Raw genomic sequence first — 21,731 nt, 5'->3', positions numbered from 1 at the left:
GGACAAGTACACCACGGGTCATGACACCTATAACAGATGCAGTTATAGTGAATAGCACCTATAACAGTTGATCCAGATCATGTCTCTTTACCAACAACTGGCCGAACGCCTGAGCCGCGAGATCGATGACGGCATCTGGCAACCGGGGGAGCGCATCCCCTCCATCCGCCAGAGCTGCAAGACCCATAACCTGAGCCCGATGACGGTGTTGCAGGCCTATCAACTGCTGGAGAGTCAGGGGCGGATCCTCGCCCGCCCCCAGTCCGGTTACTACGTTAAGGCCGCCTCGCCAAAGGTGGCGCACCACACCCCGAGCCAGACCCACTACAGCGGCTCGGTGGATATCAACGATCTGGTGTTCGAGGTGTTGCAGGCGAGCAAATCGCGGGCACTGGTGCCCCTTGGCATGTCGGTGGCCGCCCCGACCCTGTTCCCCCATCCCCAACTCGGGCGGGCGCTGGCCAGCTGTATGCGCAAGCTCGACCCCTTCAGCACGGTGGCCGACCTGCCCCCCGGCAACGAGGCGCTGCGCCGCGCCATCGCCCAGCGCTACGCCAGCGACGGGGTTGCCATCAACCCGCAGGAGATCATCATCACCACCGGCGCCATGGAAGCGCTCTCCCTCAGTCTGCAGGTGCTGACCGAGCCCGGTGACTGGGTGGTGGTGGAGTCCCCCACCTTCTATGGCGCCCTGCAGGCCATCGAGCGGCTGAAGCTCAAGGCGGTGGAGATCCCGGTGATCCCGGGGGTGGGCATCGATCTGGCGCTATTGGAAGACGCCCTCAACCAGATGCCGATCAAGGCGTGCTGGCTGATGGGCAATGTGCAGCACCCGCTGGGCCACACCATGCCAGATGCGCACAAACGGGGGCTGATGGCACTGCTCAACGCCCACAAGGTGCCGCTGGTGGAGGATGACGTCTATGCCGAGGTCTACTTCGGCCGCGAGCGCCCCAAGCCCATCAAGCACTGGGATCAGCGCGGTGACAGCCTGCTCTGCAGCTCCTTCTCCAAGTGTCTGGCGCCGGGCTTTCGGGTCGGCTGGGTGGTGGCGGGGCCCCATGCCGAGCGGATCCAGCGACTACAGCTGATGTCCACCCTCTCCACCAATGTGCCAAGCCAGCTGGCGCTGGCCGAAATGCTGCGCCAGGGCGGGGTCGATGCCCACTTTCGCCGCCTGCGCCACACTCTGGCCCAGCGCCAGCAGCAGATGCGGGCCGCGCTGCAGCGTCTGTTGCCGGGCGATGTGCGGATCTCCTCCCCCGATGGCGGCTACTTTCTCTGGCTGGAGTTCCCGCCCCGCCTCGACAGCCGCGCCCTCCACGCCATGGCGCTCGACTGCGGCTTCTCCATCGCCCCCGGCGCCCTCTTCTCCAGTCAGGGGCAGCACAACCACTGCCTGCGCCTCAACAGCTCCCATCCCTGGAGCGAACAGCTGGAGCAGGCGCTCCACCAGCTTGCAGGCCTGATAAACCGGCAGTTGGCAACAGAGAGGTGATCACCAAAGCGCAGAAACAACAACGCCCCTTGAGCGGGGCGTTATCGGCAATCCATGGCGGTGAGGGGTATCAGGCGGGGGCGTTAAGCTGGGCCACCTGCCGCTCGATGCTCCCCTTGAGGTTGTCATCGAGCTTGAGGGCGCGTGCCAGCTCGTCGAGATAACCGCGTTCCATAAAGTGATCCACCTCGATGGCAAGCAGGGAGGCAAGATAGACCTCGGTGGCCAGCTCCATATCGGTCACTTCCCGCGCCAGTGCGTGAGGGTCGAGGGGACGGGCCAGCTCGGCGTCAATCCAGCGGGCGGCATCGCTCTGGCCCTGTTCGGTCAGGTACTCCTGAATTTTCTGGCGCTCGGCGCCATCGATATGGCCATCGGCCCGGGCTGCCGCCACCATGGCGCGCACCAAAAGCGCCGAGCGGGCATCCAGCGCATTGCCTTCCAAGGTACTGACAGGATGGGTCGGCTGGGCGGGCGCCGCCTGCTGGGCCTGCCAATCCTGATAGAGCTTGTAGGCCAGCCCGCCGAGGGCCGCGGCGCCGCCCACGGCAGCGGCCTTGCCGCCATATTTGCGCATCTTCTTGTTGCCCAGCAGCAGACCGAGCGCACCACCGGCCAGCGCCCCCTGCATCTGCCCCTTGCGCTTGTCTCCGCCTTCGTTGAGCCAGCCTTTGCCAGCCCCCAGCAACTGTTCCAGCATCTGTTTCATGGTGTCACTCCTGCGGGTCAAAAAAGTGAAATCGGGATGAATAGAGCCAGATAGTGACCCCGCCCCCCTGAATCGGGGATGAACCCTTGACCGGGCAGGCTGATGGGGCAAAGCTCAGGGAAACTCTTCAGGCAATAAGGATGTGACTGTGCCCAATCGCGAACTGACCCTGCAATTTCTGGCCGAACCCTCCGACGTCAATTTCGGCGGCAAGGTGCATGGCGGCATGGTGATGAAGTGGATCGATCAGGCGGGCTATGCCTGCGCCGCCGGCTGGTGCGGCGGCTATGCGGTGACCGTCTATGTGGGGGGGATCCGCTTTTTGCGCCCCATCCAGATTGGCCAGCTGGTCGAGGTGCACGCTCAGGTGATCCACACCGGCACCACCAGCATGCATCTGGCGGTGGATGTCTACAGCCGCCACCCCACCGAGACCGAGCGCCACAAGACCACCCACTGCATCATCATCTTTGTGGCGATGGATGAGCAGGGCAAACCGACCCCGGTACCCCAGTGGCAGCCGCTGAGCGAGAGCGATCTGCAGTTACAGCAGTACGCCAAAAAGCTCATCGCCCTGCGCGAGGAGATCGACAAGGAGATGCGCCAGCACCTGTGACCTTCATGCCTCACAGCCCGACAGAGCGGGCGCTTTCGGCCAACGGCGGCGCCCCTGTATAATCCCCCCTCTTTCCGCAACCGGAACTCTGCCCATGTCACTGGAAACTGCCCCGCCCGAGGTGAAACTCGCGGTGGACCTTATCGAACTGCTGGAAACCAATGAGCTGGCCCCCGAGCTGGTACTGGCGGCGCTGGCCATCGTAACAAATGACTACGAGCGCAAGCTGGCGGAGGGGAAGGATCACTGATCCCTCCCCGCACTTTTTCCGCCTTATCTTTCCGACGTCAGTTTTTCCCCACAGAAGTTTTCCCCACAGAGCCACTCACTGCGGCCCCATCACCTCGTCGCACAGGGCGATCAGGGCCGAACTCAGGCGGCTGAGCGGCTCGCCCCCATCCTTTGCCGCATGGAGTGCCAGCTCCACCGATGCCACCTTGGGCCACTGGGTCAGGGCCAGCTGATCGGCCGGCATCAGCCGCTTGGGCAACAAACTCACGCCAATGCCTGCGCTCACCGCCCCCTGCAAACTGGCGAGACTGGCGCTGACATAGGCGATACGCCAGCGCCGCCCCAGACCATCGAGCGCCTCGGTCATCTGCTGGCGATAGAGGCCTTCACTCGGGAAGGCGACCAGCGGCAGCGGATCACGCCCCTTGGCTGGCCAGTCGCGACTATCGACCCACACCAGCGGCTCACGCCAGCTGGCGAGCGGCGAGCCCTGGCCGCGCACCTGTTTGACCAGCGCCAGATCCAGTTCCCCCGCCGCAAAGCGCTGCCAGATGTGGTGGCTCAGGCCGCTCTCCACCTCCAGCCGCACCTCGGGGTAGTCGCGGGCAAAGGCGGCCAGCACCGGGGTGATGGCACCGGCGGCGAAATCCTCCGGCACTCCGAGGCTGAGAGATATGCTCCCCTCGCTCACCTGCTCCTCGGCCTGCGCCAGCAGCGCCAGAATGCGGCGGGCCAGCCCCAGCAGCTGCTCCCCCTCGGCCGTCGCCACCACCTGCCGACCGGAGCGGTCCAGCAGCGGGCAACCGATCTGCTGTTCGAGCCTGCGCATCTGCTGGCTGATGGTGGATTGGGTCAGATGGACCCGTTCACCGGCCCGGGTGAAGCTGCCGGTGTCGATAATGGCGACAAAACTGCGCAGTAACAGGGGATCCAGCATGGGTTTCTCCATTTATAAAACCACTGAAAATCATTTTATCATTTAATTTCCAAATGGCTTGTTTCGCCGCTAGGCTGGCGTTTTTGCCTCCTTTGACGGTGATCAGCCATGTTCATCTCCGATGAATCTGTGTCCCGAATGCCCCCTGTCTCTCCCAGAACCGGAAACAGCACCCGATGAATCAACAAAATGCGGCTCAACCCGCAGGCCAGACCGCCCTGCTGGTGCTGGTGATCCTGACTGGCCTTAACCTGCGCCCTTTTCTTACCGCCATCGGCCCGCTGAGCGGCGAGATTGGCCGCGCCCTGTCGCTCGGGATGGATACCCTGGCCTGGCTCACCCTGCTGCCGCTGTGGCTGATCGGGGTCGGCGTGCTGCTCACCCCGCGCCTGCGCAGCCTTGCCAGCGCTACCACCCTGCTGGGGCTGGCCCTGCTGCTGCTCGCGGCGGGTAGTGCCCTGCGTTTTGATGCCCAGAGCGGAACCCTGCTGATCACCACAGCCGCGCTCTGCGGCCTGGGTTCGGCGCTGGTGCAGGGGGTGCTGCCCGCCCTTATCAAGCAGCACTTTGCCCGCAAGGTGCCGCAAGTGATGGGGATCTTCTCAGCCTGCATGATGGGGGGCGGCGCGCTCGGCGCCAGCCTCACGCCACGGTTGGCGGCCAGCCTCGACTGGTCGCAGGCGCTGGCACTCTGGAGCCTGCCGCTGCTGCTGGCCCTCGTTTGGCTAGGGTGGAAAGTGCGTCTGCCAAGCACCACGGCAGTCGCGATTCCCCACGGCGAGCAGCGGCTGATCACCCTGCCCCGCAGCTGGTTGCTGATCGTCTGCTTTGGCATCATCAACAGTGGCTACGGCATCGTAGTGGCCTGGCTGGCCCCCGCCTATATGGCGCAGGGGCGGAACGCGGCGCAGGCAGGCGAGCTGGTCGCCTGGCTGGCACTGGCGCAGACCGCCAGCGGCCTCGGCTTGCCGCTGCTGGCGGCGCGCAGTCTGGATCGGCGGCCATGGATGGGGCTTGCCATCGCCATGCAGCTGGCGGGATTTGGCGGCCTCTGGCTGGCGCCAGCCAGTGCCCCCATTCTCTGGTGCATGCTGTGCGGCGCCGGTCTTGGCGGCAGCTTTTCGCTGATCATGGTGATTGCGCTCGATCACCTGCCCGACCCGCGCCGCGCCGGCACCCTGAGCGCCCTGATGCAGGGCTTCGGCTTTATGCTGGCGGCCACCGGCCCCTGGGTGGCGGCTAGCCTCTATCACCTGTTCGGTGACTTCGCCGCCGCCTGGCAGTGGCAACTGGGGGCCTTGCTGCTGATGAGCCTGCTGGTGCTGCGCCTCGACCCGCGCCACTACCCTCGCGTCATGGGGTTACCGACCGCCAGCGAGCCAACCCTTTCGGCGCCCCACCCGGCCAGCGCTGCGGCCCAAAGCAACACACCGGCCTGAGGCCGGTGTGTTGGAGATAACAGTGTTGGGGATAACCGTATTGGGAATGACAAGATAGGCTGACGCCACTCAGGGGGGAACTCAGCGCCCCTTCTTCTGCCGTCCGCTGTTAGCAGTGCGCGGCTTGCCTGCGGCCGGTTTGCCACCCTTGCCGGGTGCCCCTTTGCCTGCACTGCCCTTGCCAGCGCCGCCCTTGTTGGCAGCACCTTTTCCCGCGCCACCCTTGCCCACCGGCAGCTTCTTCTCGAAGGCTTCCGGGCCCGGCACATTGGGACGCCCGCCAATCTCGTGATCGTCATCGCGGCGCGGCTTCTTGCCCTGCCCCGGCTTGGCGGTTTGCACCGCAGGAGCCTTGGCCGCCTTCGGTTTGTCGCCTTTGGCCGGTTTCACCTCGGAGGAGGAGTCCTCAATTAGCTTGAACAGATCGATCAGCTCATCGTCGGTGAGATCGCGCCACTCGCCCACCGGCAGCCCCTTGAGGCTGACGTTCATGATGCGGATACGCTCCAGCTTGGTCACTTCAAAACCGAAGTGCTCGCACATGCGGCGGATCTGGCGATTCAGCCCCTGCACCAGGGTGATGCGAAAGACAAACGGTGCCTCTTTCTTCACCTTGCACTTCTTGGTGACGGTACCGAGGATCGGCACCCCGGCCGCCATGCCGCGCACAAACTCGTCGGTCACCGGCTTGTCGACGGTCACCAGATACTCTTTCTCGTGATCGTTGCCCGCCCGCAGGATCTTGTTGACCAGATCGCCGTGGTTGGTGAGGAAAATCAGCCCCTGCGAATCCTTGTCGAGACGCCCGATGGGGAAGACCCGGGTGCTGTGGTTGACGAAATCGACGATGTTGTCCTTCTCGCCCGCCTCTGTGGTACTGACGATGCCCACCGGCTTGTTGAGGGCGATCAGCACCAGACTGTCCGCCTCGCGCGGCTCGATCACCTGACCGTTCACCTTGACCAGATCGCCAACCTGCACCTGATCGCCAATCCCGGCCCGCTTGCCGTTGATAAAGACGTGGCCCTGCTCGATAAAGCGGTCGGCCTCGCGGCGCGAGCAGATGCCGCTCTCGCTGATGTATTTGTTCAGGCGCATGGATTCGTTAGCCAGCATGAGTCACCTGCCAGAGGGGCTGAACCCCATCCTGTTGTACGGTTGCGTGCGTCGGCCATGCCGGACACATGATCTGCGGCATCACCCTCTCCACTACGTCGATTTTTTGCATACGGCTCCAATTTCAACGAGGCCAATGCCGGCCCATCCGGCAAAAAAGTGCGACACATTACCACATCGCCCGCCACAGCACGCCGGATTATCGCCAACTCCAGCGCACCGGCGACACAATTGCGGGCCAGCTCACAGCGCAAGGCCCCGCATCAGGGGTTATGGGGCAAACGGGGTTTGCCCGATTTCATGGCCAATAAAAGAGCCAGCAGTGGCGAGACAGGGGAGTACCGGAAGAGGCAAACGAGGAAAAGATGCGCCCCGACCAGCGGCCGGGGCCAGCGGTTGATACGCCAACCCAACTCCCCTCTGTCGCGGCGGAGTCAGGGGTAGCGACTTATCTCGATCAGGTTCTGATCCGGGTCGAGGAAGTAGATGGACTCGATGGCCCCGCAAGCCCCGCTTTTGGTCACCGGCCCCTCGACAATCTCCACCCCGTGGCAGGCCAGCTGAGTCATCACCTGTTCCAGTGGCCAGCGGGTGATAAGGCAGACATCCCCCGATCCCACCTGCGCCCGGTTACGTGGCTCCTGCCCGAGCAGTTGCAGATTGATCTTCTGGTTGCCAAACCCCACCGCCCGGCGCCCCGCACCGAAGGTGATGGCCTCCATATTGAGTACCGAGCTGTAAAACGCTACGGCGCGCTCGATATCACTTACCGTCAATACCAGATGGTCGATATGGCTGATCATGATTCCCTCCTGGTGCTGATGCCGGCAACACGGCCGGTGGTGATAAACATGCAGCCAGCCAACCCGGCTGTCCGCCTTGCCAACTGCATCCCCGCTCGTTTGCGATAGACATCACAGATACAGGAACGCCCCGCTAGCCCCTCCATCATACCGGGCCAAACCACCCGCGACTGTGGTATGGCGCGCAAAGATGCTCCGACGACTTGGCGGGCGCGATAAATCTCCATCAGCGCACTGCGGCACATGCCTTGTCCCGCTGGGCCAGCAGGGTTTCATCTTCGCTATCCATCGCTGCCAGAATCGCCTGATTGCAGGCCCGCTCTGCCAGCTTGGCCGGACTCTGTTTGGCATTCCCAATCTCGGCAATCATCGGCCTGTAGCTGACGGCGGCCGAACAATACATGCCGCGATATTTGGGCAGTTGCCAACTGCTGTCATCCTGCCGGGTCAGGTCATCGCACAGCTTGTGAAACAGAGCCGAAGCCTTGACCGTGCACTGGCTAAAGCGACGAACATCCTGCTCGTAGGGGCGACAGATACTCTGCTGCTGGATCTGCCAGAGCTGAAACGAGAAGGGTACTGATTCCCCCTCATACTGCACCGCAACCGTTTTAAGCTCGGTGCCATAGATATCTGAAATCTGCTGCTGAACCAGATTGAGATAAGCCGAAAAAAGATAGGAAACCGGATCCATCACCACCTCCCTGTGGTTGTTACTGCCGCGCTCTCTTACCGAAAACCAGGGCGATTTTCAAACGAGTAACAGGCGACAACAGCTTACTGATTTGGCAACAAAAAATAATTACTTTTCACACGCGGTGGAAGCTGGCCCGAGAGTGCTATCCGGTCAGTTACATGGACGGGAATGATCCATGGCGATCTGCAATTCACGGCCACCGGCAATCTCGCCATGACTGATGCCACTGGTCAGCCACCAGCTGATAACCAGAAGCAGTCGTTCCGGATCATGGCGCAGACGCCCTTTCAGGGCACACTCCCAGATGATCAGACGGCGGATACCCAGTTGGTCCAGCTCGGCCAGATGACGGGCATCTCGCGCACGATTGCTGGCGATCTTGGCTTGCCAGAAGTCGGTTCTGCTCGATGGCAGCTTGAAGAGATGACAATCATGACCATGCCAGAAACAACCATTCACCTCGATCACCGCACGGTAGCGAGCCAGCCAGAGATCCGGCGTGCCCGGCAAGGCGGTATTGTGCAAGCGATAGCGAAACCCGGCATGATGCAACATGGCACGCACCCGCTTCTCGGGACGGGTATCCCGGTTACGAATACCGGCCATCATCTCGCTACGCTTTTGGGGCTTCACGATATCTGTCACAATGTCGCCTCGCTTGTGATGTCGCATTAAATACTGTATAAAAAACCAGTTCAATCACTGACTATTGATGATTATGCCTACAAATGGCTAAGAAATAAGTGAGTTATCTCTGTGAAAACCTTCTTGAAAAAATATGAAGATGCATTAAGCGCCCTGGCACATGAACATACCCCCACAGGAAGTGACCCACGAGCATTAATTCATCAATGGCTGCACGCCATTGCATCTGACACTGAACTGGCATGCCAATCAGCAAAAATCAACAAAGAAATCATCATCTCGGAACTCACCAAGCATGATTTGATTGCGAGCCCGTCCGAGCTGAAAACAACTCTGCATTCTCTTGTGGTAAGTCCACCATCAGATAAAAACGTTTTTACTTTTATAGATTTGTTTGCTGGTATTGGTGGTTTTAGAACAGCCCTGCAAAGCCTGGGGGGAGTTTGTACATTTAGCAGTGAATGGGATAAATCTGCACAGCAAACATATCTCAATAATTATGGCGAACTGCCATTTGGTGATATCACAGCTTTCACAAATGATAATATTAGTGACAAGCATTTGAATACACTAGTCCCTTCACATGATATTCTTGCTGCAGGTTTCCCCTGCCAACCGTTCAGTGGTGCAGGTGTATCAGCTAGAAATGCTGTCGGCAAAGAACATGGTTTCAAATGTGAAACTCAAGGCACTCTTTTCTTTGATGTGATGCGTATTGCATCAGTAAAAAAACCTAAAGTTCTCTTTCTGGAGAATGTTAGAAATATTACCAGACATGATAAAGGTCGAACCTTTGATGTAATCAAAAGGTCCGTAGAGGAAATCGGTTATACATTCAAATATGAACTAATCGATTCATCATCGCTAGTACCACAACGTAGAGTACGTTGCTACATGGTATGCACTCGCAATGATCTGAATATCGACTTCAAATTCCCTGAATTTGACGGTCAACCTCTACCACTCAGGTCTATTCTGGAGCCGACTCCAGACGCAAGATTCACTATTTCTGATGCTCTCTGGCAAGGACATATAAAAAGAACAGAGAGAAACCTTGATAGAGGAACAGGCTTTACAGCCTTTACAGCAAATCTGGATAAGCCATCAAACACACTGGTCGCAAGATATGGTAAAGATGGTAAAGAATGCCTAATTCCTCAGGAAGGTAAAAACCCGAGACTATTGACACCCAGAGAATGTGCAAGATTACAGGGATATCCTGAAAATTTTGTTATTCCTACAGCAAAAACTCCAGCCTACAAGCAATTTGGTAATTCAGTCGCGGTACCCGTTATCAGGAAGATTGCTGAAAATATAGTAGAGGCCATCATATGAGCTTTGAAGATTTTTGCAAAAAATCAATGCGTTATGATAAGCAAAGGGTTCAATGTCAAGAATCCTTTGTCATCAGCTTCAATAATGAGAAAGATGAATGCTTTACCATAAAACCTGAGACGCTGATTGCATTTCTTCAATTCATGTTGGAAAACTACAATCAGATTGAAAATGCTTGGGGCTCTGTCCCAAGCAAAAAAAACAGTTTAAATATATACGAAGAAAAATCATATCGCGCAATTTATGGAAAAGCTTCAGATATCGATGAGTTGAAAAGCATCAGTTCTATAGGTCGCAGCCAAACGAAAGCAATAACAAAAGTAATATCTAAATTCATAGCCTATCTATTAGATGAAGAGTACGTCGGCGTTGAATCAAACACTTTTTTTGTTGACTCATATTTAAAGTCGGCATTAGAAAAAGTCGCATCGGGATTCAAAGAATATGAAAATAAAAAATCGCCCTCTTCTTCTACCCCTCAACTAAAAGTGCTTTTCGAAAACTGGCTTGCGAAACAAAACCTTAGCACTAGCACTATAAAAAAATACTCGGAGCAGAGTATTGTTAAAGCTGATGAAGTAGTGTCATCTATTGATGAATCACTCCCCAGATTTTATTCGGTTTCAGATGTTGGCATTTGTGAAAAACTAATAAACACCTTACTTAAAAGCGATCTTTGGAAAGATTTAAACACTGCGGGAAATGGGATGTACTCCTCGGGAGTGAAAAAATACGAATTATTTCTCAATCAGTACTTCATAAATAAACCCATCTCCTGTCATAAACCATTTTTACTTTTTGCCGGTATTTCTGGCACAGGAAAAACCCGTTTTATTCGTGAGCAGGTCAAGGACTATCCAGGCCAGAAAAATTACTGCCTGGTACCTGTACGACCTGACTGGCACGAACCCTCTGACCTGCTGGGCTATATCTCCAGGATCAGTGGTAAAAAGGAGTATGTATCAACGCCGGTGCTGCATTTTATTACCCAAGCCTGGATTCATATTTACGAGCGTATTGGCAAAGTCAGAGCCGATGGCAAGATTGGTCTGAGCCAGGAACAACTGGACCATATTCCCCCCTTCTGGCTCTGCCTAGACGAGATGAACCTGGCTCCGGTTGAACAATATTTCGCCGACTATCTCTCGGTACTGGAGACCCGCCACTGGTATACCTCACCCGAACTGACTGCATTTAACGACAAAGAAGGGGTGGACTACAGCTATGTCTACCAGTGCGATCCCCTGCTCAAAGCAGATACGCTTAGCCAGCAACTGGATCAGAACGCGCGTACCGAACTTGCGGAAAAACTGGGACTGGACCTCGATGTTTCACTGCATCAGCAGATCTGGGCCAGCTTCTGCCAGCACGGTATCGCTATCCCCTTCAACCTGATGGTGGCCGGTACCGTCAATATGGACGAAACCACCCACGGCTTTTCCCGCAAGGTGATCGACAGGGCCCTCACCTTCGACTTTAACGAGTTCTTCCCCAACGATTTCGATGCCTACTTTGCACCGGCATTGCAGCCAAAACGGCTGGGTTATCCGACCTGGTCAGAGGGGCGCGCCATTACTGAAGTCTCCGCACTGGAAAAATACAGTAAAGAGAGCGTCGCCTTCCTGAAGGCAGTCAACGAGGTGCTGCAACTGAGCCCGTTCGAACTGGCCTATCGCGCCCTGAACGAGCTGATGCTGGCCCTGCTGGCCCATCGCCCCGCCAATACCGCAGAACTGGTCGCCATCTGGGATGACTTTATGATGTGCAAGGTCTTGCCGCGCATTGAGGGGGATAGCGACAAGTTGCGCAGCCATCAGACGGCTGATGGCGACCTGCTGACTGACCTGGAAAAGGTGTTGGCAGAACAATTTACCGAGCACTGGGAGGGGACACGCCCTGACCTGTTTAACTGCAAGGTGGCTGCCGCCGGTGAAGATTCCGCCCCCGCAGAACCGCCGCTCGTCCCCTGCCGCAGCAAGAAGAAACTCGCCTGGATGAAAGAGCGGTTAGCACGGCAGTGCTTTACCAGCTTCTGGCCGTAAGGGGGTTGTGATGGAGTGCCTGTTTACCCTGCTGAGCCGTGACTGGATTTTGCGGATCTATGCCAATGAGAAGACGGTCGGGGATCGTTATCAGCAGTTACAAGCTACCCGCGCCCATCATCAACAGGAGCGCGACAAATCGGGCCTGCCAGCGAGCCCGAGCAGATACGAACCGCCAGTTGTGCGCTTCTCGCAGCCCCTTTCCATCACTCTGGCTGAAGCTGATGGTTGCCCGCTGGAGCTGCCTGATGATCAGGCGCTCTCCGCTCTGGTACTGCCAACCCCCCTGTTGTTTGAGAACTGCTTTTACGAATTCGAATGGGAGTTTCTTCACGGCGTTAGCGAGGGAAGTGATGCGCCGCGGCTGGAGCATCATCTGCAGCGGATCTGCGAGTCGTTTCGCTTCAAAAGCAGGCATGGATCGCAGGAGCTGCTGGGGGGATTCAATACCGGCAACGATGTAGGCACACTTGCACTCCCCTTCTCTTATCAACCGAAATCGGCTGCAGGAAAAGCTGCTCGCATTCAGCTGACGCTCTGGTTCGAGGTCTATCCGGTCAAGCTGGATATCCGCCGGGATGTGCCGCTGATCCATCGGGTGCTGGATGAGCAGTACCCCTACTGGCGTTTTACCCTGAACAGCGCAACCAGTCAGCAAGGGGGCCGCAGCCAGCGCAAGGCCGAACCGTTCCCCCTGCTCTGGCTTGCCCATTTCGAAGCCCTGCACAAGGACCTTGAGCGGGGGATCCGCCAGATAATCAATGCACCCCACAGCAGGCTGCAAAGCAAGACCGAATATCTGCTGGCCGCCAGAATGAAGCGCCCGCCACGCCCGAAGCAGGCCGAACAGATCCGCCAGGATCTGGATAACGGTATCGAGCGCAGATACCGGGTGGAACGTAAACAACTGACCACGGATACCCCGGAAAACCGCTTTATCAAGTTTGTGCTGGAGCGCACCGGAAGGATGCTGCAACAGCTGACCCAACAGGGCGATCGCACCCTGCTGTCCAGAGCCTTTTTTGACCGCCTCAAGGCATGGAGCAAACCGCTGGATCAGGCGCTGGCTCACCCCCTGATGCAGGAGATAGGTCCGGCGGCAGTGTTACAACGCGAGTCTCTGGTACTGCAGCAAAAGAGCGGCTATAGCGCGGTTTACCGGGTCTGGCAGCAACTGCGCCTCTATCTCGATGCGTTGGGAAATGATGCCGTGGCCGGCGTGCGCAGCATGGATCAGCTCTACGAGCTCTGGTGCGTGCTCGAAGTACGCCGGATTATCCTGACGCTGGGATTTACCGAGGTGAAAACACCTGCCTTTAACTTCACCAGGGATGGTTGGGATACCCGGCTGGCCGAGGGGATGAAATACTGCTGGGAGTACCTTCGTGCAGCAGACGGTGTAAGGCTCAAGCTGGCCCATGAACCCAGATTTCACAAGACCAACAAGCCGGTTCACTCCCTGCTGGTTCCCCAGAAGCCGGACATTCTGATCGAAGCCACCACTGGCAGTGGCGACACTTTTATTTGGCTGTTTGATGCCAAGTACCGGGTCGATAATGGCACTCAAGATGATCCGAGAGACAGGGTGCCCGATGATGCCATCAACCAGATGCACCGTTATCGCGATGCCCTGCTCTATCAGCAACAGGATGACCCGATACCAAGCCGACCCACCTTTGGCGCTTTTGCGCTCTATCCGGGCTTTATGAGCCAGCAACCCGGAACGAAAAATCCCTATCAGGAGGAGCTCGACAGGATTGGTATCGGTGCCTTTGCCCTGTTGCCAGCAGAGGATCACAGCGGCTCTTGCTGGCTGCAATCCTTCCTTGAGCAAAAGCTGGGTAAATCGGGGGAAGAGTTTCGCTATCCTGCCATCCGCTCGGGCCACTTCTATCTGGAAGAGCCCAGCCGGATTGCCACCCTGGGGATGCAGCAGGTCCGCCACCATGATCTCACCCTGATCATTCCGACCGCACCGGAAAACAGCCGCTCGCCGAGTTACTTCGATGCATTTCGTGATGGCTCTGCCCGCTGGTATCACACCCCTGCAGAAACTATCGCCACTCGTTACGATGATCAGCTGATGAACGAAATCAGCTATCTGGCCGTAGCTACCCTTGCAGCAGATGGCAAGACACGGGAAGTCACACGGGTCTGGCCTGTGCTGACATGCCGGAAACTGCGAAGGGAACAACTGACCGAAGAGCAGACTGGTACACCGCTGGCCGAGGGGAATGTGAATCCTTACTGGTTGCTGGAGCTGGGGCCCTCTATTTCATTGCTCCACCCTCTGACACAGCTGAATGCGGCAAGTTTCAGAGCGGCCATGAAACTGACCAGACTGGCAGAGCTGCAAGGAGAACTGACCGGGTTTGCGGCACTGCCGGATTATTACGGGGAGTTATTGCGCACGCATCCAGCCTGAACACCTTACGGCTATCCCGGCCTGGCCATTGCTCTGCTGGCCAGACCGGGATTACAGCCTCGCATGACCATGAGTAAAAGTGCCGCGATCTGACCCCAAAACCCCGTCTAAATTATCCAGTTGCATAATAACCATGCGGCCTTGCGGTTGTTTAACGTGTCCTAACATCAGATAATGTTGCGGCCTTCAAACCGGATACCCGACCTTCGATGACTGAATACCTGCTTTTATTGATCGGCACAGTGCTGGTTAACAACTTCGTGCTGGTGAAATTCCTCGGCCTCTGCCCCTTTATGGGGGTCTCGGGCAAGCTGGAAACCGCTATCGGCATGGGGCTCGCCACCACCTTCGTGATGACCCTGGCCAGTGCCTGCTCCTATCTGGTGGAGCACTACATTCTGGTGCCGCTGGAGATCGCCTATCTGCGCACCCTCGCCTTTATTCTGGTGATCGCCGTGGTGGTGCAGTTTACCGAGATGGTGGTGCGCAAGAGCAGCCCGACCCTCTACCGCCTGCTGGGGATCTTCCTGCCCCTCATCACCACCAACTGCGCGGTGCTCGGGGTAGCGCTGCTGAGCATCAACGAGCGTCATGACTTCGTGCAGAGCGTGATCTACGGCTTTGGCGCCGCCACCGGCTTCTCCCTGGTGCTGATCCTGTTTGCCGCCATGCGCGAACGACTGGTCGCCGCCGATGTGCCCGCGCCGTTTCGCGGGGTCTCCATTGCCATGATCACTGCCGGTCTGATGTCTCTGGCCTTTATGGGCTTTACCGGCCTCATCAAGATATAACCATGATCCATATTCTTTTTGCCATTCTGGTGCTGACCCTGCTGGCGCTGGCGTTCGGGATTATCCTGGGCTTTGCCGCCGTCAAGTTTCATGTGGAAGCAGACCCCATCGTCGATCAGCTCGATGCCCTGCTGCCCCAGACCCAGTGTGGCCAGTGCGGCTATCCCGGCTGCAAACCCTACGCCGAGGCGGTTGCGGGCGGCGATCAGATCAACAAGTGCGTACCCGGTGGCGAGGCCACCATGCGCAAGATTGCCGACCTGATGGGGGTCGAACCCCAGCCGCTGGGCGGCAGCGACGAAGCCGCAGCGCCGGTCAAGAAGGTCGCCTTTATCCACGAAGATCAGTGCATCGGCTGCACCAAGTGCATTCAGGCCTGCCCGGTGGACGCCATTGTCGGCGCCACCAAGGCGATGCATACCGTGATTGCCAGCGAGTGCACCGGTTGCGATCTCTGTGTCGATCCCTGCCCGACCGACTGCATCGAGATGATCCCGGTGCCCACCACGGTCGATAACTGGAAGTGGGATCTCAATAACGTGCATGTTCCGGGCAAGATTCCGGTCAAGTTGGTGGAGTAACCATGCAGTCTTTACTTGAACGCATCAAAGCCGGGAATATCTGGGACTTTCACGGTGGTATTCACCCCGCCGACAACAAACTGCAATCGAGCCAGAGCCCGGTCGAGCAGGCTGGTCTGCCGCCGCGCCTGATCATTCCGGTACGCCAGCACGCAGGCGCCGCCGGCGATCTGCTGGTGCAGGTGGGTGACAAGGTCAAGAAGGGTCAACCGCTGACCCGTTACGCCAGAGGGCGGGTGGTGCCGGTGCACGCCTCCACCTCGGGCACCATCACCGAGATTGCCAACCACACGGTCGCCCACCCTTCGGGGCTTGACGATCTCTGCGTCATCCTCACCCCCGATGGCGAGGATGAGTGGGGCGAGCTCGACGGCAAACCCGATTACTGGAATCTGGAGCGGGGCGAACTGCTCGAGCGCATCCAGCAGGCGGGCATTGCCGGTCTTGGCGGCGCCGTCTTCCCCACTCACAGCAAGCTCGATGGCCGCGGCCAGCTCACCGAGATCCTGATCGTCAACGGGCTGGAGTGCGAACCCTATATCACCACCGACGATCGGCTGATGCAGCAGTACGCCGACGAGATCATGGATGGCATCCGGGTGCTCAAGCACCTGCTCAAACCCAAGCTGACCCTGATCGGGGTGGAAGACAACAAGCCCGAGGCGATCACCGAGCTGACCCGTCACGCCACCGACGAAGATGTGCTGGTCAAGACGGTGCCGACCAAGTACCCCTCGGGCGGTGCCAAGCAAACCATTGAGCTGCTGACCGGCCGTCAGGTGCCCAAAGGCGGGCGCGCGGTCGATATCGGCATCATGGTGCTCAACGTCGCCACCGTGTTTGCCATCAAGCGCGCCATTATCGACGGCGAGCCGCTGATCGAGCGGATCGTCACCCTCACCGGCGACAGCTTCAAGAAGCCCGGCAACGCCTGGGTGCGCCTCGGTACGCCGGTGCGCTGGCTGCTGCAGCGTTTCGAGCTGCAACCGGAGGCGGATCAGCGGGTGATCATGGGGGGCCCCATGATGGGCTTTACCCTGCCCCACGCCATGGTGCCGGTGGTCAAGGCGACCAACTGCCTGCTGGCGCCGACGCAAGCCGAGCTGCCCGCCCCCGGCCCGGAACAGGCCTGCATCCGTTGCAGCGCCTGTGCCGATGCCTGCCCGGCCAGCCTGCTGCCGCAAGAGCTCTACTGGTACAGCAAGGCCAAGGAGTACGACAAGGCCGAGAAACTCAACCTGATGGACTGCATCGAGTGCGGTGCCTGCGCCTGGGTCTGTCCGAGCGAGATCCCGCTGGTGCAGTACTACAAGATCGCCAAGGATGACATTCGCGAAGCCCGTGCCGAGGCCGAAAAAGCCGAGCGCGCCAAGCAGCGTTTCGAAGCCAAGCAGGCCCGTTTCGAGCGGGAGAAAGCGGCCCGCGAAGCGCGCCACGCCGAAGCCGCCGCCCAGCGCCGGCAGGCGATGACTGCCGCTGGCGGGGAAGATCCCGTTGCCGCCGCGCTGGCCCGTATCAAGGCCAAGCAGGATGCGCCCATCACCGCTATTGCAGCCACCTCAGAGGGCGTGCCCGACAACAGCGCGGTGATCACTGCCCGCGAAGCGCGCAAACGGGAAGCGGAAGCGCGCCGCGCTGCCAAGCTGGCGGAGAGCGCAAACAGCGAAACAGCTGCTGCGCCGCAATCCGCCGAGGCGGTTGACCCATCCAGCGATCCCAAGAAAGCGGCCATCGCCGCGGCTCTTGCTCGTGCCAAGGCCAAGAAAGCGGCTCAGGCTGGCGATGCTCCTGCTACAGATAGCGCGGCCGAAAGCCAGCCTTCAGCAGAGGCCGATCCGAAAAAGGCAGCGATTGCCGCCGCCATTGCCCGTGCCAAGGCCAAAAAGGCCGAAGCCAGTGGTGAGTCGGTAAGCGCAGATCACAGCGCGACAACCGACGCAGACATCCAAAGCGATGCGCCATCTGCGGCCAGCGAAGCGGTCGATCCCAAGAAGGCCGCGATCGCCGCGGCCATCGCTCGGGCCAAGGCCAAAAAGGCCGCCCAGCAGGGCGACAGCGCTGAGGGCGATCTGACTGCCACCGCAGGCACCCACGAAACGGCTGCAACCCAAAGCGATACGCCATCTGCGGCCAGCGAAGTGGTTGACCCCAAGAAAGCCGCTATCGCCGCGGCCATTGCCCGCGCCAAGGCCAAAAAGGCAGCCCAGCAGAGCGACAGCGCTGAGGACTCTCTGACTGCAACCGCAGGCACCAGCGAAACAGCTGCAACCCAAAGCGATGAGCCATCTGCGGCCAGCGAAGCGGTCGATCCCAAGAAAGCCGCTATCGCCGCAGCCATTGCCCGCGCCAAGGTCAAGAAGGCGGCCCAGCAGGCTGCGGAACCGGGTGAGCCAATGCAGGCAGCAGAAGGGGCTCGCGGTGAGCAAGCACTCGCCGAGCCGGTGAGCGAGGCCGTGGCCGAACCGGCCGTTGCCGAGGCGAGCGTTGACCCGAAGAAGGCAGCCATCGCCGCTGCCGTCGCCCGTGCCAAGGCGAAAAAACTGGCTGCCGACGCGGCCAGGGCCAGTGGGGCCACCCCGGATGAGGGATCATCATCCGACGCCGAGCCGCGCTGATGCTCGCTGGCCCATCGTTAAACAACGAGGTAATGCACTAATCCATGTTCAATATCGCGACTGCGCCGTTTGCCCATAACCGCAAACAGACCCGAACCCTGATGCTGCTGGTGATCCTGGCCTGTGTGCCGGGCTTGCTGGCCCAGACCTGGTTCTTCGGCTGGGGCTCCTTTATCCAGATCCTGATTGCGCTGGTGACCGCGCTGGTGAGTGAGGCGCTGGTGCTCAAGCTGCGGGGCCGCCCCGTCAAACCGGCCCTGATGGATGGCAGCGCCGCCCTCACCGCCGTGCTGATCGGTCTATCCCTGCCGCCGCTGCTGCCGTGGTGGATGATGGTAGTGGGCACTGCCTTCGCCATCATCATCGCCAAACAGCTCTACGGCGGGCTGGGTCAGAACCTGTTCAACCCGGCCATGGTGGCCTACGTGCTGCTGCTGGTCTCCTTCCCGGTGCAGATGACCAGCTGGCTGCCGCCGGAGAGCGTACGCGCCTACAGCCTCGGCTTTGGCGATGCGGCCTCGGTCATCTTCACCGGCTTTAGCCTCGACGGCTACAGCATGGCCCAGCTCAAGCAGGGGGTGGATGGGCTGACCATGGCGACCCCGCTCGATACCCTGAAAACCGGCCTGACTCAGGGGCTCACCACCGGCGAGATCCTGAGCGGCCCGCTGTTCGAGGGTTGGGGCGGCATCGGCTGGAGCTGGGTCAACCTCGGCTATCTGCTGGGCGGCCTCTTCCTGCTACAACAGAAGGTGATCAACTGGCGCATCCCGACCGCCATTCTGGGCTCCCTGCTGGCGGCGGCGACCCTCGGCTACCTGATGAGCCCGGATGCGACCGCTACGCCGATGTTCCACCTCTTTAGCGGCGCCACCATGCTGGGGGCCTTCTTTATCGCCACCGATCCGGTCAGCGCCTGCACCACCCCGCGCGGCCGCCTGGTCTATGGCGTGCTGATCGGGGTGCTGGTCTACATCATTCGCCGCTTTGGCGGCTATCCGGATGCGTTCGCCTTCGCCGTGCTGCTGGCCAACCTTTGCGTACCCTTTATCGACAGCCTGACTCGCCCGAAAGTGTATGGAGCCCGTCGCCAATGATGTTTCTGCCCTCTTTCCCCATCACAGCTGACGGAGCCCGGACATGTTAAAGAGCATGCGCAAGAATGGCCTGATCCTGGCCATGTTCGCGCTGGGCTGCACCGCTCTGGTGGTGCTGACCAACGAGTTGACCAAGGACAAGATCGCCCACCAGCAGCAGCTGGAGAAGTTGCAGACGCTGGAGGCGCTGCTGCCTGCCGGCAGCTATGACAACGATCTGGTGACCAGCTGCAAGCTGGTGACCAGCAGGAAGTATCTGGGCAGCGATCAGCCACAAGCCCTCTATACCGCCAGCAAGAATGGCGTGGTGACCGGCTATGCACTGGAGGCGATCGCGCCGGACGGCTACAGCGGTGCCATCCGTATCGTGGCGGGCTTTGATGCCAAGGGCACCGTCAGCGCGGTGCGAGTGCTCGCTCACAAAGAGACCCCCGGCCTTGGTGACAAGATCGAGCTGAAAAAATCAAACTGGATCAACAGCTTTACCGGAAAATCCCTGACCGCCGACAATGAATCTGAGTGGGCAGTGAAGAAGGATGGCGGCGAGTTCGATGCCTTTACCGGTGCCACCATCACCCCCCGTGCTGTGGTCAAGGCGGTGAAAAACCTGCTGAAACTGCAGCACGAGCACCCGGAACTGCTCAGCAACGCCCCGGCTTGTCCGGCCGCACAATAAACCGGAGTCGACCCCGTCATGACACAGATGGAACAGATTGAAACGGGCACCGCCCCGATCGCCGAGCTGGAAAGCCGCAAGGGCGAGCTCAAGGAGCTGATGGTACAGGGGCTGTGGAAGAACAACCCCTCGCTGGTACAGGTGCTGGGCCTGTGCCCTACCCTCGCCGTCTCCTCCACCTTTACCAATGCGCTGGGGCTCGGCCTTGCCACCATGGCGGTGCTGGTCTGCTCCAACCTCGCCATCTCGCTGGTGCGCAACTGGGTGCCGAAGGATATCCGCATCCCGGTCTACGTAATGATCATCGCCTCGCTGGTGACCAGCGTGCAGCTGCTGATGAACGCCTACACCTATGGCCTCTATCAGGCGCTCGGCATCTTTATCGCCCTCATCGTCACCAACTGCATCATCATCGGCCGCGCCGAGGCCTATGCCTCCAAGAACCCGCCGCTGCTGGCGGCCCTCGACGGCCTGATGATGGGGTTGGGTTTTACTCTGGTGCTGCTGGTGCTTGGCACCATGCGCGAAATCATCGGCATGGGCACCCTGTTTGATGGCGCCGATCTGCTGCTGGGCGAGTGGGCAAAATCCCTGCGCATCGAGCTGTTCCACGCCGATGCCAGCCTGCTGCTGGCCATTCTGCCGCCGGGCGGCTTTATCGGACTGGGGCTGCTGATCGCCGCCAAGAACGCCATCAACGAGTGGCGTGACCGCAAGCAGGCGACCACAGTGGCTCACTGCAATGTGCCCCCCGTCCGTGCCCGGGCGACCCAGCTATGACACCACGCGAGGCTGCATGAACAACCAGAAACGCAGAGAGATACTGGAGCGACTGCGGGAGCACAATCCCCACCCCACCACCGAGCTCAACTTCAATTCGCCGTTCGAGCTCTTGATCGCCGTGCTGCTCTCGGCGCAGGCGACCGATGTCAGCGTCAACAAGGCGACCGACAAGCTCTATCCGGTGGCCAACACCCCGCAGGCAATGCTGGATCTCGGGGTGGAGGGGCTCAAGGAGTACATCAAGACCATTGGCCTCTTCAACACCAAGGCCGAGAACGTCATCAAGACCTGCGCCATCCTGCTGGAGCGCCATGGCGGCGAGGTGCCGGAGAATCGCGAAGCGCTGGAAGCCCTGCCGGGTGTCGGCCGCAAGACCGCCAACGTGGTACTCAACACCGCCTTTGGCTGGCCCACCATCGCCGTCGATACCCATATCTTCCGGGTATCCAACCGCACCGGTTTTGCGGTGGGCAAGAACGTGGATCAGGTGGAGGAGAAGCTGCTTAAAGTGGTGCCCGCCGAGTTCAAGCTGGATGTCCACCACTGGCTCATCCTGCACGGGCGTTACACCTGTCTGGCTCGCAAGCCCCGCTGTGGTTCCTGTATCATCGAGGACTTGTGCGAGTACAAAGAGAAGGTCTATCCCGAGAGCTGATAGCTTCACAACCGAGATTGAAAGCAGTACACATCACCAA

The 21,731-nt window shown here is 59.3% G+C and carries 20 protein-coding genes; 14 read left to right on the top strand and 6 right to left on the bottom strand.

Translation table 11 applies throughout. The features are described 5' to 3' along the window. Positions 1–79 precede the first annotated feature (79 nt). Complete coding sequence (locus tag BS300_RS04950; protein ID WP_071911159.1) at positions 80–1,498, top strand: PLP-dependent aminotransferase family protein; 1,419 nt, start codon at positions 80–82, stop codon at positions 1,496–1,498. A gap of 70 nt (positions 1,499–1,568) precedes the next feature. Here the strand turns inward: BS300_RS04950 and BS300_RS04945 are convergent, their stop codons facing one another. Continuing rightward, positions 1,569–2,207, bottom strand: coding sequence for a tellurite resistance TerB family protein (locus BS300_RS04945; protein ID WP_041208540.1), 639 nt, complete (start codon positions 2,205–2,207; stop codon positions 1,569–1,571). Positions 2,208–2,355: 148 nt separating this feature from the next. On the opposite strand from BS300_RS04945, the gene BS300_RS04940 reads away from it, so the two are divergent. Next, entirely contained in the window at positions 2,356–2,823 is a 468-nt protein-coding gene (locus BS300_RS04940) for an acyl-CoA thioesterase (RefSeq protein WP_041208541.1), read from the top strand. A gap of 94 nt (positions 2,824–2,917) precedes the next feature. Beyond that, the gene (gene rsmS, locus BS300_RS04935) at positions 2,918–3,073 is read left to right on the top strand and encodes a pleiotropic regulatory protein RsmS (RefSeq protein WP_071911157.1); all 156 of its coding nucleotides are present in this window, start codon (positions 2,918–2,920) and stop codon (positions 3,071–3,073) included. Positions 3,074–3,148: 75 nt separating this feature from the next. On the opposite strand, the gene BS300_RS04930 is transcribed toward rsmS, so the two are convergent. Further along, entirely contained in the window at positions 3,149–3,991 is an 843-nt protein-coding gene (locus tag BS300_RS04930) for a LysR substrate-binding domain-containing protein (RefSeq protein ID WP_041208542.1), read from the bottom strand. 176 nt (positions 3,992–4,167) lie between these two features. Between BS300_RS04930 and BS300_RS04925 the strand changes: the two genes are divergently transcribed. Next, complete coding sequence (locus BS300_RS04925; protein ID WP_071911155.1) at positions 4,168–5,430, top strand: MFS transporter; 1,263 nt, start codon at positions 4,168–4,170, stop codon at positions 5,428–5,430. Between the two features lie 81 nt (positions 5,431–5,511). Here the strand turns inward: BS300_RS04925 and rluF are convergent, their stop codons facing one another. From rluF to vsr, 4 genes are all read right to left on the bottom strand, one after another. Continuing rightward, a complete protein-coding gene (gene rluF, locus BS300_RS04920) occupies positions 5,512–6,546 on the bottom strand; it encodes a 23S rRNA pseudouridine(2604) synthase RluF (RefSeq protein ID WP_071911153.1) in 1,035 nt (344 codons plus the stop codon). A gap of 434 nt (positions 6,547–6,980) precedes the next feature. Next, entirely contained in the window at positions 6,981–7,349 is a 369-nt protein-coding gene (locus BS300_RS04915; RefSeq protein ID WP_071911151.1) for a VOC family protein, read from the bottom strand. Positions 7,350–7,575: 226 nt separating this feature from the next. Further along, positions 7,576–8,043 (bottom strand): hypothetical protein, encoded by a 468-nt coding sequence (locus BS300_RS04910; protein WP_071911149.1) that lies wholly within the window; start codon positions 8,041–8,043, stop codon positions 7,576–7,578. A gap of 153 nt (positions 8,044–8,196) precedes the next feature. Next, positions 8,197–8,691, bottom strand: a complete 495-nt coding sequence (gene vsr, locus BS300_RS04905) for a DNA mismatch endonuclease Vsr (protein ID WP_071911364.1) — start codon at positions 8,689–8,691, stop codon at positions 8,197–8,199. 111 nt (positions 8,692–8,802) lie between these two features. Between vsr and dcm the strand changes: the two genes are divergently transcribed. The 10 genes from dcm (at position 8,803) to nth (ending at position 21,691) form a co-directional block, all read left to right on the top strand. Continuing rightward, the gene (gene dcm / locus BS300_RS04900; protein WP_071911147.1) at positions 8,803–10,026 is read left to right on the top strand and encodes a DNA (cytosine-5-)-methyltransferase; all 1,224 of its coding nucleotides are present in this window, start codon (positions 8,803–8,805) and stop codon (positions 10,024–10,026) included. Further along, positions 10,023–12,068 (top strand): hypothetical protein, encoded by a 2,046-nt coding sequence (locus BS300_RS21415; protein WP_204378238.1) that lies wholly within the window; start codon positions 10,023–10,025, stop codon positions 12,066–12,068. The genes dcm and BS300_RS21415 overlap by 4 nt, the downstream gene beginning before the upstream one ends. A gap of 10 nt (positions 12,069–12,078) precedes the next feature. Next, entirely contained in the window at positions 12,079–14,493 is a 2,415-nt protein-coding gene (locus BS300_RS04890; RefSeq protein ID WP_071911145.1) for a DUF2357 domain-containing protein, read from the top strand. Positions 14,494–14,702: 209 nt separating this feature from the next. Then, positions 14,703–15,284, top strand: coding sequence for an electron transport complex subunit RsxA (gene rsxA, locus BS300_RS04885; protein ID WP_042031202.1), 582 nt, complete (start codon positions 14,703–14,705; stop codon positions 15,282–15,284). 2 nt (positions 15,285–15,286) lie between these two features. Beyond that, positions 15,287–15,865 (top strand): electron transport complex subunit RsxB, encoded by a 579-nt coding sequence (rsxB, locus tag BS300_RS04880; protein ID WP_071911143.1) that lies wholly within the window; start codon positions 15,287–15,289, stop codon positions 15,863–15,865. Between the two features lie 2 nt (positions 15,866–15,867). Continuing rightward, the gene (rsxC, locus tag BS300_RS04875) at positions 15,868–18,480 is read left to right on the top strand and encodes an electron transport complex subunit RsxC (protein ID WP_071911141.1); all 2,613 of its coding nucleotides are present in this window, start codon (positions 15,868–15,870) and stop codon (positions 18,478–18,480) included. Positions 18,481–18,524: 44 nt separating this feature from the next. Then, positions 18,525–19,577, top strand: a complete 1,053-nt coding sequence (rsxD, locus tag BS300_RS04870; protein WP_041208552.1) for an electron transport complex subunit RsxD — start codon at positions 18,525–18,527, stop codon at positions 19,575–19,577. A gap of 43 nt (positions 19,578–19,620) precedes the next feature. Next, the gene (rsxG, locus tag BS300_RS04865; RefSeq protein WP_033113576.1) at positions 19,621–20,253 is read left to right on the top strand and encodes an electron transport complex subunit RsxG; all 633 of its coding nucleotides are present in this window, start codon (positions 19,621–19,623) and stop codon (positions 20,251–20,253) included. A gap of 27 nt (positions 20,254–20,280) precedes the next feature. Next, positions 20,281–21,033: an electron transport complex subunit E gene (locus BS300_RS04860; RefSeq protein ID WP_033113586.1), complete on the top strand. Its 753-nt coding sequence runs from the start codon at positions 20,281–20,283 to the stop codon at positions 21,031–21,033. A gap of 16 nt (positions 21,034–21,049) precedes the next feature. Next, positions 21,050–21,691, top strand: a complete 642-nt coding sequence (gene nth / locus BS300_RS04855; RefSeq protein ID WP_071911139.1) for an endonuclease III — start codon at positions 21,050–21,052, stop codon at positions 21,689–21,691. The last annotated feature ends 40 nt before the right edge of the window (positions 21,692–21,731 follow it).

Origin of the sequence: Aeromonas sp. SCS5, from assembly GCF_001887375.1 — a bacterium.
GTDB lineage: Bacteria > Pseudomonadota > Gammaproteobacteria > Enterobacterales > Aeromonadaceae > Aeromonas > Aeromonas jandaei.
Note: the sequence above shows the minus strand (reverse complement) of the source record. Positions and strands in the feature narration are given on the sequence as shown.